At 63.0% G+C, this 14248-nt stretch carries 11 protein-coding genes; 3 read left to right on the top strand and 8 right to left on the bottom strand.

Translation table 11 applies throughout. From position 1 onward, the window contains the following. Positions 1 to 17: 17 nt before the first annotated feature. The 8 genes from AC1DUR_RS06945 to AC1DUR_RS06910 all read right to left on the bottom strand — a co-directional run bounded on the left by AC1DUR_RS06945 (position 18) and on the right by AC1DUR_RS06910 (position 10063). Positions 18 to 866, bottom strand: a complete 849-nt coding sequence (locus AC1DUR_RS06945; RefSeq protein WP_477719006.1) for a pseudouridine synthase — start codon at positions 864 to 866, stop codon at positions 18 to 20. Between the two features lie 95 nt (positions 867 to 961). Further along, a complete protein-coding gene (gene kdpE, locus AC1DUR_RS06940; RefSeq protein ID WP_477719005.1) occupies positions 962 to 1666 on the bottom strand; it encodes a two-component system response regulator KdpE in 705 nt (234 codons plus the stop codon). 11 nt (positions 1667 to 1677) lie between these two features. Beyond that, positions 1678 to 4395, bottom strand: a complete 2718-nt coding sequence (locus tag AC1DUR_RS06935) for a DUF4118 domain-containing protein (protein ID WP_477719004.1) — start codon at positions 4393 to 4395, stop codon at positions 1678 to 1680. Between the two features lie 34 nt (positions 4396 to 4429). Next, on the bottom strand, positions 4430 to 5002 hold the full coding sequence (kdpC, locus tag AC1DUR_RS06930; RefSeq protein ID WP_477719003.1) for a potassium-transporting ATPase subunit KdpC: 573 nt from the start codon (positions 5000 to 5002) through the stop codon (positions 4430 to 4432). 9 nt (positions 5003 to 5011) lie between these two features. Beyond that, a complete protein-coding gene (gene kdpB / locus AC1DUR_RS06925; RefSeq protein ID WP_477719002.1) occupies positions 5012 to 7132 on the bottom strand; it encodes a potassium-transporting ATPase subunit KdpB in 2121 nt (706 codons plus the stop codon). Between the two features lie 24 nt (positions 7133 to 7156). Beyond that, positions 7157 to 8956, bottom strand: a complete 1800-nt coding sequence (kdpA, locus tag AC1DUR_RS06920; protein WP_477719001.1) for a potassium-transporting ATPase subunit KdpA — start codon at positions 8954 to 8956, stop codon at positions 7157 to 7159. Then, positions 8956 to 9054 (bottom strand): potassium-transporting ATPase subunit F, encoded by a 99-nt coding sequence (locus AC1DUR_RS06915; RefSeq protein ID WP_477719000.1) that lies wholly within the window; start codon positions 9052 to 9054, stop codon positions 8956 to 8958. The genes kdpA and AC1DUR_RS06915 overlap by 1 nt, the downstream gene beginning before the upstream one ends. Positions 9055 to 9343: 289 nt before the next feature. Further along, positions 9344 to 10063: a Crp/Fnr family transcriptional regulator gene (locus AC1DUR_RS06910; RefSeq protein WP_477718999.1), complete on the bottom strand. Its 720-nt coding sequence runs from the start codon at positions 10061 to 10063 to the stop codon at positions 9344 to 9346. A 187-nt stretch (positions 10064 to 10250) separates the two neighbouring features. On the opposite strand from AC1DUR_RS06910, the gene AC1DUR_RS06905 reads away from it, so the two are divergent. The 3 genes from AC1DUR_RS06905 (at position 10251) to AC1DUR_RS06895 (ending at position 14172) form a co-directional block, all read left to right on the top strand. Further along, positions 10251 to 12197: an AMP-binding protein gene (locus AC1DUR_RS06905; protein ID WP_477718998.1), complete on the top strand. Its 1947-nt coding sequence runs from the start codon at positions 10251 to 10253 to the stop codon at positions 12195 to 12197. Positions 12198 to 12214: 17 nt separating this feature from the next. Next, positions 12215 to 13000 (top strand): ABC transporter ATP-binding protein, encoded by a 786-nt coding sequence (locus tag AC1DUR_RS06900; RefSeq protein ID WP_477718997.1) that lies wholly within the window; start codon positions 12215 to 12217, stop codon positions 12998 to 13000. Positions 13001 to 13242: 242 nt separating this feature from the next. Then, positions 13243 to 14172, top strand: a complete 930-nt coding sequence (locus AC1DUR_RS06895; RefSeq protein WP_477718996.1) for a branched-chain amino acid ABC transporter permease — start codon at positions 13243 to 13245, stop codon at positions 14170 to 14172. Positions 14173 to 14248: the final 76 nt, after the last annotated feature.

The raw sequence follows: 14248 nt of genomic DNA, 5'->3' as shown, positions 1-14248 counted from the left end.
GATCACCACGGCAAAGGCTAAAAAGACTCGTGCGCCGCCAGGTAGCGCCACTGGCCTACCGGCAAATGGCCGAGGTTGACCCGACCTATCCGCACGCGCTTCAGTCCAGTCACAAAAAGCCCCACTTGCTCGCACATGCGGCGAATCTGGCGCTTTTTGCCCTCTTTGAGCACAAACCGCAGCTGCTCGGGGTTTTGCCAGTCCACCTGCGCCGTGCGCAAGGCCTGCCCGTCGAGGCTCAGACCATGGCGCAGCAAGGCCAGCTTTTCACGCGGGAACACCGCCTGCACATTGTTCGTTTCGGCGCCGTAGCTGACCCGCACCAGGTATTCTTTTTCGATCTCCGAGTTTTCACCGATGAGCTGGCGCGCCACGCGCCCGTCCTGTGTCAGCACCAGCAAGCCGATGGAGTCAATGTCCAGGCGGCCGGCCGGCGCCAGGCCCCGCAACTGCTCGGGACCCCAGCGCATGCGGCTGTTGCACTCGCGCCAGCGGTTTTGCGGCTGTACCAGCACCACCGCAGGCTCATGGCCGTCTTCAGCCTGGCCGCTGACATAGCCAACGGGTTTGTTGATCAGAATGGTGACCTGCTGGCGCTGCTGCTGCTCGGCCTGGCGATCCACTTCGATGCGTGCATCAGGGGCGACCGGCTGGCCCATCACGGCGGGCGCTCCATTCACCAGCACCCAGCCGCGGGCAATCCAGTCGTCGGCCTCGCGTCGCGAGCACAGGCCCAACTCGGCCATGCGTTTGTTCAGCCGCACGGTGGACGGTGGCGCACCTGCGGCGGAAGCAGCGGCTTTCGGAATACGCACCGCGGTGCCGGATGGCGGCGATGCTGTTTTAGGTTTCAGGGGATCTTGCATTTGCTATCTATTTTGTAGCTTACTATGCCCGTACATATTGGAAGAAATCCATATTTAGCTCTGATTATCGTGGAAATCCGGCACCGACCGGGGCCTCAGGACACCAGCAACCGGTAACCGACCGCCGTTTCCGTAAGCAGGTGCTTGGGCTGCGCCGGGTCGGTTTCCAGCTTTTGGCGCAGGTGCCCCATGTAAATACGCAGGTAGTGGCTCTGCGCCGCATGAGACGGCCCCCAGACCTCGCGCAGCAACTGGCGGTGCGTCAACACACGGCCGGCGTTGGTCATCAACACCGTCAGCAGCCGGTACTCGATCGGCGTCAGGTGAACCTCGACCCCCTGGCGCCGCACCAGCCGGGCCTGCCGGTCAACCACCACGTCGCCAAAGCTGAACAGTGGCTCCGCAGGCGCGCCGTCGACGCCGGCAGCGCGTGGCCGACGCAGATTGGCGCGCACCCGGGCCAGCAACTCGCCCACGCCAAAAGGTTTGGTCAGGTAGTCGTCGGCCCCGGCGTCAAGCGCGGCAATCTTGTCAGCCTCATCGACCCGCGCCGACAGCACCACAATCGGCACGCCCGACCAACTGCGCACATCGCGGATCACGTCCAGGCCGTCACCATCGGGCAGGCCCAGGTCCAGCACCAGCAGATCGGGTTTGCGGGTGCCGGCCTCGGTCAGCCCGCGCTGCGCGGTGTCGGCTTCAAACACCTGCCAGCCCTCGGCTTCGAGCGCGGCGCGCACAAAGCGGCGAATCTGCGGCTCATCTTCAATGACAACGGCAACGGGCGTGGGCTGGGACATTCGGTATGGGGTCAGGGATTTTCGGGCAGGCTTTGTGGTGGTGGACGGCGCGGCAGGCTCATGGTGAATTCTGCACCACCGCCTGAGGCGTTGGCCGCCGTGATCTGGCCGCGATGCGCATCAACCACCGCCTGGCAGATGGCCAGGCCCAGGCCCACGCCCGGCGTGGCCGACTCGGCGACGCCGCGCGTGAATTTCTCAAACAACTCGTGTTCGCGGCCCTTGAGCGCAGCGGGCAATCCGGGCCCATGGTCACGCACCGTCAGCACCAGAGCCTGGTCGGTCACATGCGCGCTGACTTCAACAGGCAAATTTCCGGAGCCTCCATATTTGCCGGCGTTTTCCAGCAGATTGACCAGCGCGCGTTCTATCAGCACCGCATCAAACTCCACCAGTGGAAGATCGGCCGGCAACGCCGTCTTGACGGTTTTGCCCGCCAGCGCGTGCTGCGCCTGGCGAATCGCCGAGCCCACAATCTCTTCGACCGACTGCCACTCGTTTTTGAGGTTGACGGCGCCGCTTTGCAGACGCGCCATGTCCAGCAGGTTGTTGACCAGCGCACTCAGGTGGCGTGCCTCGTCGCTGATGGCACGCGCGGCCTGGGCTTGGGCGTGGCTCAGCGGCGGTGTGGTTCGCTGCAACGAGTCGGCTAGGCCAATCAACGCCGTCAGTGGTGTACGCACGTCGTGCGAAATGGCGGCCAGCAGCACATTGCGCAGTTTTTCCGACTCCATTTGCACCAGCGCCTGCTGCGCAACCTCGACGTAATGCACCCGCTCCAGCGCAATCGCAATTTGCCGCGCCAGCGTGTCCAGTTGCTGCTGTTGCTCGGGAATCAGCAGCCAGCGCGGCTGGTCAGGCTTGAGCGCCAGCACACCGCGCACCCGCATGGGCGCCCTGAGCGGGATGTAATGCCAGGCTTGCGCCGACAAGGTCGAAGTGGCCAGGCCGGCGGCCTGCTCGTTGCGAAACGCCCAGTCGGCCACGCCCGCGTCGAAATCAACCGGTGCGTTGCTGCCGGGCAGCACCAGCTGGTCATTGGCATCGGTGGTCAGCACCAGCGCCTGGCCGCCAAAGTTGCGCTGCACCGCCGCCTCGCCCAGCTCGGTTACCTGCAAACTCAAGAGCGCAGCCGACAGGTCGCGCGTCAGTTCAAACAGCGATTGCGCGCGGCGTTCCCGGCTCGATGAAATGCGTGCCTGAAAGCGCAGCCCCGCCGTGAGCTGGCCCGTCAGCAACCCCACCACCAGCATCACCGCAAAGGTCAACAGGTACTGCACGTCGCTCACCGCGAACGACAGGCGCGGCGGCACAAAGAAAAAGTCAAAGGCCGCCACATTGAGAAAAGCAGCCAGCGCCGCTGGGCCACGGCCGAACTTCAGCGCGACCAACACCGTGCCCAGCAAAAACAGCATGACGATGTTGGCCAGGTCGAAAAACCTGAACAGCGGCAAGGCCACCAAGGTGATGGCCGCGCTGCTGGCCATGGCCCAGGCATAACGCGGCAGGCTGCCGTGCCAGGCGGCAGCGTCTTCTTCATCCGTGCGCAACACGGCCCGTGCCAGCCGCCGCGCGCTCTCGGCATGACCCACCTCCACAATGTCTAGCGCGGGCGACAGCGTGGCCAGCTGGCGCGTCATGGTGCGCCGACTCCACAGGGCGGACCAGCCCGACAGCTGCGGCCGCCCGACCACCAGCGTGGCGCAGTTCAGCAGTTGCGCCTGCGCCACCAGTTCGGTGGCTGCATCGCTACCCGCCAACACAGCGGTGGTGGCGCCCAGCTCTTCAGCCAGCTTGATCACCGCCAGAATCCGGTCGCGCTCGGCCACCGCCAGCCGCTGCAGGCGCGGCGTTTCCACATAGGCCGCATGCCAGCGCACATTGAGCTGGCCGGCCATCCGCGCTGCCGTGCGCACGGTCTGCTCGGCGCCTTCGCGCGGACCGATGCAGGCCAGAATCGCGCCTTCGGTGTTCCACACCGAGGCGATGGATTTCTCGACCCGGTAGCTGCGCACATCGTCTTCCACATGCTCGGCCGTGCGGCGCAAGGCGATCTCGCGCAGCGCAATCAGGTTGCCCTTGCGAAAAAAGTTTTTCGCCGCACGCTCGGCCTGCTGCGGCAGGTAAACCTTGCCGGCTTTCAGCCGCGCCATCAGCTCATCGGGCGTGACATCGACCAGGATGATTTCGTCGGCATCGTCCAGCACGGTGTCGGGCACGGTCTCATTGACGCGAATGCCGGTGATGGCGCCCACCGTGCCGTTCAGGCTTTCGAGGTGCTGCACATTGACAGCGGACCAGACGTCGATACCGGCTTCGAGCAGTTCCTGCACATCCTGCCAGCGCTTCGGGTGGCGCGAGCCGTCCACATTGCTGTGCGCCAGTTCATCGACCAGGAGCACAGCGGGCTTGCGCGCAAGCGCCGCGTCGAGGTCGAACTCCTGCAAGGTACGGTCGCGGTAAGGCACCTGGCGCAGCGGCAGTTGCGCCAGCCCGGCCAGCAGCTCCGCCGTTTCGCTGCGCCCGTGCGTCTCGACCACGCCGACCAGCACCTCACGTCCGGCCTTGCTTTCGCGCTGTGCGGCGCTGAGCATGGCGTAGGTTTTGCCGACCCCCGCGTTCGCCCCGAAATAGATGCGCAGCTTGCCGCGCGCGCCCTGTTCTGCCTGCTGCTGCAGTTGTAGCAACAGCACGTCAGGGTCGGGGCGTTGGTTGCTGGATACCTTCATGGCAACAGATTACCGCATGCCTTGGCGCATTCATTCACTTCAAGTCATCCAGCGCCAGATTCAGCTTGAGCACATTGACGCGCGATTCACCCAGAAAACCAGCCAGCGGCGTTTCGGTTTGCTGATCGACGAGCCCCTGTACCTTCTCGACAGGCAGGCTGCGCGCCTTGGCCACGCGCGCCACCTGGTAACGGGCCGCAGCCGGGCTGATGTGCGGATCAAGTCCGCTGGCAGAAGCGGTAACCAGATCCACCGGCACTGTAGCCGTGTTGCCCGGATCGGCCGCCTTGAGCGCCTCGATGCGGCCTTTGACCGCATCGGCCAGCGCCGGGTTCAGCGGGCCCTGGTTGGAGCCGCTGGAAGCGGATGGGTTGTAAGGCATGGGTCCGGTTGCCGAAGGCCGGCCCCAGAAATGGCCGGGCTCGCTGAAGTTCTGCCCGATCAGCGCCGAGCCGACCGGTTTGCCGTCACGCAGGATCAGGCTGCCTGCGGCCTGCACCGGAAACAGCGACTGCGCCACGCCGGTCACCACCAGCGGGTAGGCCACGCCGGTGACCAGCGTAAGAACAAAGAAAAGAATCAGCGCGGGACGAAGAATGTTTTTCATGAATTTTCCTTAAACGAGGTTCATGGCCACCAGCAGCAGGTCGATCGCCTTGATTCCGATAAAAGGCACGATCAAACCGCCCAGGCCGTAAATCAACAGGTTGCGGCGCAGCAGCGCGGCAGCGCCGACAGCACGGTACTTGACACCTTTAAGCGCCAGCGGGATCAGGAACATGATGATCAGCGCATTGAAAATCACCGCCGACAAAATCGCCGATGAAGGGCTGCCCAGCTGCATCACATTGAGAGCGGCCAGCTGCGGATAGGTCGTCACAAAAATCGCCGGAATGATGGCGAAGTACTTGGCCACGTCATTGGCAATCGAGAAGGTGGTGAGCGAGCCGCGCGTCATCAGCAGCGCCTTGCCGGTCTCCACAATCTCCAGCAGCTTGGTCGGGTTGGAGTCCAGATCGACCATGTTGCCAGCCTCCCTGGCGGCCTGGGTGCCGCTGTTCATCGCCACCGCCACGTCGGCCTGCGCCAATGCGGGTGCATCGTTGGTGCCATCGCCCGTCATCGCCACCAGCCGGCCTTCGGCCTGGTACTGGCGAATCAGCTTGAGTTTGTCTTCAGGCGTGGCCTCGGCCAGGAAATCATCGACGCCGGCTTCCGCCGCAATGGCTGCCGCCGTGAGCCTGTTGTCTCCGGTGATCATCACGGTCTTGATGCCCATGCGGCGCAGTTCGCCAAAGCGCTCCTTGATGCCGCCCTTGACGATGTCCTTGAGCTCGATGACGCCGAGCACGCGAGTCGAGTCGCTGACTACCAGCGGCGTGCTGCCGCGGCGCGCGACGTCGTCGACGGTCGCCTGCAACGCGGACGGGAAGCTGCCGCCCAGCGATTCGACATGCTTGCGGATCGCCGCGGCTGCGCCCTTGCGCACCTGGCGAACCTCGACCGCCGTGGCCACGCCGCCGTTCTCCGACTCGGCTTCGCCGCCCGTGGCGATGTCCACGCCGCTCATGCGCGTTTGCGCCGAGAAGTGAAGGAAATGCGCGCCCAGGCTTTGCAGGTCGCGCTCGCGCAGGTTGAACTTCTGCTTGGCGAGCACGACGATGCTGCGGCCTTCGGGCGTCTCGTCGGCCAGCGACGCGAGTTGCGCCGCGTCGGCGAGTTCACTCTCCTTCACGCCCGGCGCGGGCAGGAAAGCCGAGGCCTGGCGATTGCCGAGCGTGATGGTGCCGGTCTTGTCCAGCAGCAGCACATCCACGTCGCCGGCCGCTTCGACTGCACGACCCGAGGTAGCGATCACATTGGCCTGCATCATGCGGCTCATGCCCGCCACACCGACGGCAGACAGCAGGCCGCCTATGGTCGTGGGAATCAGGCACACCAGCAAGGCGACCAGCGCGGTGATGCTCACCACCGTGCCGGCCTTGACCGCCTCCACACTGAAAATGGAGTACGGCAACAGCGTGACCGTGACGACCAAAAACACGATGGTCAGCGCCACCAGCAAAATCGTCAGCGCAATTTCATTCGGTGTTTTCTGGCGTTTGGCGCCCTCGACCATGCTGATCATGCGGTCGAGGAAAGACTCGCCGGGATTGACCGCGATGCGCACCACCAGCCAGTCGGACAGCACGCGGGTGCCGCCCGTCACCGACGAGAAGTCGCCGCCCGACTCGCGCACCACGGGCGCCGATTCGCCGGTGATGGCGCTTTCGTCGACCGAAGCGACGCCTTCGATGACTTCACCATCGAGCGGAACCATGTCGTTGGCCTCCACCAGAACCACATCACCTTTACGCAGGTTCTCGGCCTTCTCCGGCAACCAGGCCCCGCCGTGTCTCGGTTCCTTGAGCTTTTTGGCCCAGGTGCTTTTTTTCAGGCTGCGCAGTGATGCTGCCTGGGCTTTGCTGCGCCCTTCGGCCATTGCTTCGGCAAAGTTAGCAAACAGCACGGTGAACCAGAGCCAGAGGGCCACGGCGAAAATGAAGCTCGCTGGCGACTCACCCTTGCCCTGCAAGGCCTGCAGACCCAGCAAGGTCGTCAGGATGCTGCCGATATAGACGACAAACATCACCGGATTGCGCCATTGCACACGTGGGTTCAGCTTGGTGAACGAAGCCGCGATGGCCGGCTTGAGAAGAGCCGGGTCCAGCAATACAAAAGATTTTTTGATACTCATGGTAATTACTCTTTGCCTTGCGGTTTATTTGCCTGACCACAGCATCAGGTGCTCAACCATCGGACCCAGCGCGAGGGCAGGCACGTAATTGAGCAGGCCCACCAGCAGCACGGTGCCGATCAGCAGCGTCACGAACAGCGGGCCGTGCGTGGGCATGGTTCCTGCCGTTACCGGCAGGCGTTTTTTGGCGGCCAGTGCACCTGCAATAGCCAGCACCGGCACGATCACGCCAAAGCGGCCCAGCCACATGACAATGCCCAGCAGCGTGTTGTAGAACGGCGTGTTGGCCGAAAGACCGGCAAACGCGCTGCCATTGTTGTTGCCCGCCGAAGTCAGCGCATAAAGGATTTCGGAAAAACCGTGTGCGCCTGGGTTGGCGATGCCCGCCTTGCCGGCGCCTGCCAGCACGGCAACGGCGGTTCCTGCCAGCACCAGAATTGGCGTCACCAGAATGGCGATCGAGGTCAGCTTCATTTCATGCGACTCGATTTTTTTGCCCAGATACTCCGGCGTGCGGCCAATCATCAGGCCGGCAATGAACACCGCCAGGATGGCGAAAATCAGCATGCCATAGAGGCCGGTGCCGACACCGCCAAACACGACTTCGCCCAGTTGCATCATCACCATGGGCACCATGCCACCCAATGGGGTGAGCGAATCGTGCATGGCGTTCACTGCACCACACGATGCAGCCGTGGTGATGACCGCGAACAGGGCGGAGGCGTTGATGCCGAAACGGGTTTCCTTGCCTTCCATGTTGCCGCCCGATTGCAGGGCGCTGGCCGTCTGGTCCACACCCAGCGGCGACAGCAGCGGGTTGCCCACCTGCTCTGCGGGCGTGATGGCCACCACCGCAATCACGAAAACCACAGTCATCGCCGCCAGCACGGCCCAGCCCTGGCGCAGGTCACCGACCTCGCGGCCAAACGCAAAGCACAGCGCGGCCGGGATCAGGAAAATCGACAGCATCTGGAAAAAATTGCTCAGCGCGGTCGGGTTTTCATAGGGGTGCGCCGAATTGGCATTGAAGAAGCCGCCGCCGTTGGTGCCCAGCATCTTGATGGCTTCCTGCGAAGCGACCGGGCCCATGGCCAGCGTCTGCTTGTCGGTCTTGGCGTCTTCCATGGCAGGATTGCCCTTGTCGTCCTTCAGGGCCTGGCCGTCGGGACCATTTTTCGGCTGCTGGTAGCTGTTGACCTCCAATGTGCTCACGTCTTTGTAAGCACCAAAGTTCTGGATCACGCCCTGCCCCACGAGGAAGATGGCAAACACCAGCGACAGCGGCACCAGCAGCCAGGCCGTGATGCGCGTGACGTCCGCCCAGAAGTTGCCGATGACGCCGGTTGAGCGCGCGGCAAAGCCGCGAAAGAGCGCGAATACCACGGCGATGCCGGTGGCCGCCGAGAAAAAGTTCTGTACCGCGAGCACCAGCATCTGCGTCAGGTAGCTCATGGTGGCTTCACCACTATAGCCCTGCCAGTTGGTGTTGGTCACAAAGCTGACGGCGGTATTGAAAGCCGAGTCAGGCGACACGGCCGCCATGCCGGCAGGATTCAGCGGAAGCCATACCTGCAGGCGTTGCAACGCATAAACAGCCAGAACGCCCAGTGCATTGAAGGCCAGTAAGGCCAGCGCATAGTGCGACCAGTTCATGGACTTGTCCGCGGACGTGCCGGCCAGGCGGTACAAAGGTGCTTCCAGCTTGTGCATCCAGCCCGGAAGCCGGCCCGAACAAAGACGCGCGAGCCAGATGCCAAGCGGCCAGGATGCCACCAGCAAAACGCTCAGGAAAAGAGCCAGCAGGCCCCAAGAGGAGTTAGTCATCAGAACTCCTCGGCGCAGATCAGCGCACAAACCAGATAGGCGAGCAGCACAATTGCACAGACGCCACCAAAGCCGTACAGGACGTCAAGGCCGATCATGAGCGGCCTCCCCGCGGACGTTCCAGCTTCTGGAAACCCCAGACCAGTAACACCATCACGCCCCAGAGCGCGGCGGCACCAACAATAAAGACAATATCCATGGACCTTCTCCAAACGTAAGACGATGTAAGGAGGTTAGGTTTCGGCGCGTAAAAACGGGGATGAAAGTGGGGCGGGCGGCGTAAAAAAACCGTAAAAAAGCGCTGAACAGCGCCGCCCGGGCATGTCGAACCCGATCCGCAAACTATCAAATTGATAGCTGACTACGCCCACCAGCCAAGGACGGCGACTACGATTTGCTTAAGGCAATGCTGGAACGCAGGGCGGCCAGGTCGAGCACGCGCAGCCCGCCGTATTCCACCCGGATGAGGCCTTGCGCCTGCAGGGCTGTCAGTGCTTCATTGACGCGCTGGCGTGACAGGCCGACCAGGTAGGCCAGCTCCTGCTGCGTGATGCGCAGGATTTCGCCCACCCCCGGGTACAGCACCGGATTGAACAGCGCGGCCAGGCTACGCGCCACGCGGATATCGGGGTTGTTCATGCGGTCAATTTCACGCGCGGCGATGAACTGGCCCAGCCGTTCATTGAGCTGGTTCATCACAAAACGGTTAAAGCCGATGGAATGGTCGAGCAGCCCGTGAAAGGTATCGACCGGCAGGCCTGCCACCACGCTTTTACGCAGCGCCTGGATGTTGTAGCGGTAGGGCTCGCGCTTGAGCGTCGTGCCCTCGCCAAACCAGCCGCCTGGCGGCAACCCGGCGAAGGTCATGGTCTGGCCCTGGGCGTTGTCGCTGCTCATCTTGAGCAGGCCTTCGACCACGCCGAACCAGTAGGTCACCGGCTTGCCTATGCGGCAGACATAGTCACCCGGATACGCCTCGCCCACCCGAAGTTCGGCCACGGCACGCTCGCGCTCGGCAGGCAGCAGCAGGCGCAGCCAGGGAATGCTTTGCAGTTCATCCGGAGTGGGCATCCTGCGGCGCTGGTGCAGGGTCAGGTCAGTGGACATGGTTCGCAAGAAGTACCGGATCGGGCGAGGGATAGGCCGGGGGACCCGGGGACACCCCAGTAGGACTTACCCGCAAATTGTCGTCGCAATGACACCGCGACGTCAAATGCGGTCCTACTATTCGTTTACATCAGCGGCTTTCTCCGACAGAAGGCTGCACCAAGAAAGAAAGAGACAAGGAACCGGAATGCAGACCACGTTCCCACGATTGCTGCTCCAACATGCCGCCGAGCGCCCCGGCGCCGCGGCCATGCGCGAGAAAGAATATGGCATCTGGCAGGCGCACAGCTGGGCCGGCATGGCCGGGCTGGTGGAACACATTGCCTGCGGCCTGCACGAGGCGGGCCTGGCGCGTGGCGAACACATGGCCGTGATCGGTGCCAACCGGCCGCGCCTGTATGCCACCATGCTGGCCGCGCAGTCGCTGGGTGCGATTCCCATTCCGCTGTACCAGGATGCCGTGGGCGCCGAATGCATCTTCCCCATCACCAACGCGGATGTCCGGTTCGCCATGGTGGAAGACCAGGAGCAGGTCGACAAGCTGCTGGAAATCCGTGACCGCTGCCCGGACCTGGCCCACATCATTTTTGACGACCCGCGCGGCCTGCGCAATTACGAAGAGCCCGGACTGGTGTCGCTGGACCAGCTGATCGAGTCCGGCAAGGCCTTCGCCGCCCGCCAGCCCGCCTGGTTCAGGGCGGAAGTGGACAAGGGCCGTCCGGACGATGTGGCCGCCATGTTTTTCACCTCGGGCACCACCGGCAACCCCAAGGGCGTGGTGCACACGCACACGACCTTGCTGGACCGTGCACAGGCCGGCGCGGAATTTGACAAGCTCACTTCCCGCGAGGAGGTGCTGGCCTACCTGCCGCCTGCGTGGATTGGCCAGAACATCTTCAGCTATGCACAGTGGCTGGCCTGCGGCTATGTGGTGAACTGCCCCGAAAGCGCCAGTACGGTGATGATTGACCTCAAGGAGGTCGGGCCGACCTACTACTTTGCCCCTCCGCGGGTGTTTGAAGGCATGCTCACCACGGTCATGATCCGCATGGAGGACGCAGGGCGCCTCAAGCGGGGCATGTTCAATTACTTCATGGGGGTGGCGCGGCGCGTGGGCCCTGACCGCATGGACGGCAAGCCGGTCAGTTTCGTCCAGACCCTGCTTTACGGCCTGGGCAACCTGATGGTCTACGGCCCCCTGCGCAACAACCTGGGCTTTTCGCGCGTGCGGGTGGCCTATACCGCCGGCGAAGCCATTGGCCCGGACCTCTTCACTTTTTACCGCTCCGTCGGCATCAACCTCAAGCAGCTCTACGGCTCCACGGAAACCGCCGTGTTCGTCTGCCTGCAGCCCGACAACGAAGCGCGGGCCGACACGGTCGGCGTGCCGATTCAAGGCGTGCAAATCCGGGTGGCCGACAACGGCGAGGTCCTGGTCAAGTCGGCCGGCCTGCTCAAGGAATACTACAAAAATCCGGCGGCCACGGCCGAGGTGCTGACGGCCGACGGCTGGTACCACACCAGCGACGCCGGATTTCTGGATGCCAGCGGTCACCTCAAGATCATTGACCGGGTGAAGGACGTGGGCCGCATCAAGGGAGGCGCCAGTGACGGCGCCCTGTTCGCCCCCAAATATGTGGAGAACAAGCTCAAGTTCTTCCCGCACATCAAGGAAGTCGTGGCCTATGGCGACGGCCGTGAAAAGGTCTGCGTGATGATCAACATCGACTTCGAGGCGGTGGGCAACTGGGCCGAACGGCGCAACCTGCCTTATGCGGGCTACACCGACCTGGCGCAAAAACCGGAGGTCTACCAGCTCATCAAGGAATGCGTCGAGAAGGTCAATGCCGACCTCAGCGCCGATGCGCTGCTGGCCGGCTCGCAGATCAGCCGCTTCCTCGTGCTGCACAAGGAACTCGATGCCGACGACGGCGAGTTGACACGGACCAACAAGGTGCGCCGCGGCTTCATCGCCGAAAAATACCAGCCGCTGGTGGATGCCCTGTACGGCGGCAAAACCGAGCAGTTCATTGAAACCGTGGTGAAGTTTGAAGATGGCCGCAGCGGCAGCGTGAGCGCCACGCTCAAGATCAGCGACACCCAAACCTTCGCGCCGGTCCTGGCGGCAGCCTGAGCAAAGACACGCACATCATGGCCCAAAAGAAAATAGGCGAAGTCATTCTCGACGTCAGCAACATCTCCCTGAGCTTTGGCGGCGTCAAGGCGCTGTCCGATATTTCCTTCAATGTGAAGGAGCACGAGATCCGCGCCATCATCGGCCCCAACGGCGCCGGCAAGAGCTCCATGCTCAACTGCATCAACGGCGTCTATTCGCCGCAGCAGGGAGCCATCACCTTTCGCGGCCAGACTTTCAAGCACATGAACAGCCACCAGGTCGCGGTGATGGGTGTGGCCCGCACCTTCCAGAACCTGGCGCTGTTCAAGGGCATGAGCGTGCTGGACAACATCATGTCGGGCCGCAACCTCAAGATCAAGAGCAACCTGCTGCTGCAGGCGCTGCGGATTGGACCGGCCGAGAAAGAGGAAATCATGCACCGCGAGGCGGTCGAGAAAATCATCGACTTCCTGGAGATCCAGGCCTTTCGCAAAACACCGGTCGGCCAGTTGCCCTACGGACTGCAAAAACGCGTCGACCTGGGCCGGGCGCTGGCCATGGAGCCGCAGGTCCTGCTGCTTGACGAGCCCATGGCCGGCATGAATGTCGAGGAAAAACAGGATATGTGCCGTTTTGTACTCGACGTGAACGATGAATTCGGAACCACCGTCGTGCTGATCGAACACGACATGGGCGTGGTGATGGACATCTCCGACCGCGTGGTGGTGCTGGACTACGGCAAGAAGATCGGCGACGGCACCCCCGACGAAGTGCGCAACAACGAAGACGTCATCCGTGCCTACCTCGGAACCAGCCACTGATATGCAAGACAACACTTTGAAAGAATCCCGGGGTATGACTACAGACCTTTCCAGCAGGCGCCGCGGAACCGGCTATGCCGGGCCGCTGGCGTCGCCCCCTGCAAGGGGGGAGGCCGCTACGCGAAGCGAGTCGGCAACGGGGGTGAGCAAAACCATCGGCTTCGCCGGGCCACAGGCGTCGTCCCCTGCAAGGGGAGAGGCCGCTACACGCAGTGAGTCGGCAACAGGGGTGAGGAAATAATATGGCTTTCTTTCTGGAAACACTCTTTGGCGGCCTGATGGCCGGCATGCTCTATTCGCTGGTGGCGCTGGGCTTTGTGCTGATCTTCAAGGCCTCGGGGGTCTTCAACTTCGCGCAGGGCGCCATGGTGCTGTTCGCCGCCCTGGCCATGGCCAGATTCTCCGCATGGATCCCGCAATGGACGGGCATCGACAGCCTCATCTTCGCCAACCTGGCTGCCTTCGTGATTGCCGGCATCATCATGTTTGCGGTAGCCTGGCTAATCGAGCGGCTGGTGCTGCGCCACCTGGTCAACCAGGAGGGCGCAACGCTGCTGATGGCCACGCTCGGCATCGCCTACTTCATGGAAGGCCTGGGCCAGACCCTGTTTGGCAGCAACATCTACAAGATCGACATCGGCATGCCCAAGGAGCCGATTTTTGTCGCCGACGGCATATTTCCGGGCGGCATCCTGATCAACAAGGAAGACCTGATTGCCGCCGCGATTGCCGCAGCACTGGTCGCCTTGCTGAGCATCTTTTTCCAGAAAACCGCGACAGGCCGCGCCTTGCGTGCGGTGGCCGATGACCACCAGGCCGCGCAGTCCATCGGCATTCCGCTGAACCGCATCTGGGTCATCGTCTGGTGCGTCGCGGGTGTGGTGGCACTGGTGGCCGGGATGATCTGGGGCAGCAAGCTGGGTGTCCAGTTCTCGCTCACCACCGTGGCGCTTCGCGCCTTGCCGGTGGTGATTCTCGGCGGCCTGACCTCGGTGCCAGGGGCCATCATCGGCGGGCTCATCATCGGTGTCGGTGAAAAGCTGTCCGAGGTGTACCTCGGTCCCTATGTTGGCGGCGGCATCGAGATCTGGTTTGCCTATGTGCTGGCGCTCGGCTTCCTGCTGTTCAGGCCGCAGGGATTGTTCGGCGAAAAAATCATTGACCGCGTATAGACATGAAGCCCCCACGCTTGTCACTTCGTGTACTGCGCTGCCCCCCGGGGGGGCCGCTGCGCCTGCGGCCCGGCAA

It is taken from the genome of Polaromonas sp. P4_F4 (assembly GCF_056401355.1).
Note: the sequence above shows the minus strand (reverse complement) of the source record. Positions and strands in the feature narration are given on the sequence as shown.

Coding starts and splice junctions, on each gene's coding strand:
- AC1DUR_RS06910 (WP_477718999.1), bottom strand. CDS start 10,063: ATGTCCACTGACCTGACCCTGCACCAGCGCCGCAGGATGCCCACTCCG.
- AC1DUR_RS06935 (WP_477719004.1), bottom strand. CDS start 4,395: ATGAAGGTATCCAGCAACCAACGCCCCGACCCTGACGTGCTGTTGCTA.
- AC1DUR_RS06895 (WP_477718996.1), top strand. CDS start 13,243: ATGGCTTTCTTTCTGGAAACACTCTTTGGCGGCCTGATGGCCGGCATG.
- kdpB (WP_477719002.1), bottom strand. CDS start 7,132: ATGAGTATCAAAAAATCTTTTGTATTGCTGGACCCGGCTCTTCTCAAG.
- AC1DUR_RS06905 (WP_477718998.1), top strand. CDS start 10,251: ATGCAGACCACGTTCCCACGATTGCTGCTCCAACATGCCGCCGAGCGC.
- AC1DUR_RS06945 (WP_477719006.1), bottom strand. CDS start 866: ATGCAAGATCCCCTGAAACCTAAAACAGCATCGCCGCCATCCGGCACC.
- AC1DUR_RS06915 (WP_477719000.1), bottom strand. CDS start 9,054: ATGATCGGCCTTGACGTCCTGTACGGCTTTGGTGGCGTCTGTGCAATT.
- kdpA (WP_477719001.1), bottom strand. CDS start 8,956: ATGACTAACTCCTCTTGGGGCCTGCTGGCTCTTTTCCTGAGCGTTTTG.
- kdpC (WP_477719003.1), bottom strand. CDS start 5,002: ATGAAAAACATTCTTCGTCCCGCGCTGATTCTTTTCTTTGTTCTTACG.
- kdpE (WP_477719005.1), bottom strand. CDS start 1,666: ATGTCCCAGCCCACGCCCGTTGCCGTTGTCATTGAAGATGAGCCGCAG.
- AC1DUR_RS06900 (WP_477718997.1), top strand. CDS start 12,215: ATGGCCCAAAAGAAAATAGGCGAAGTCATTCTCGACGTCAGCAACATC.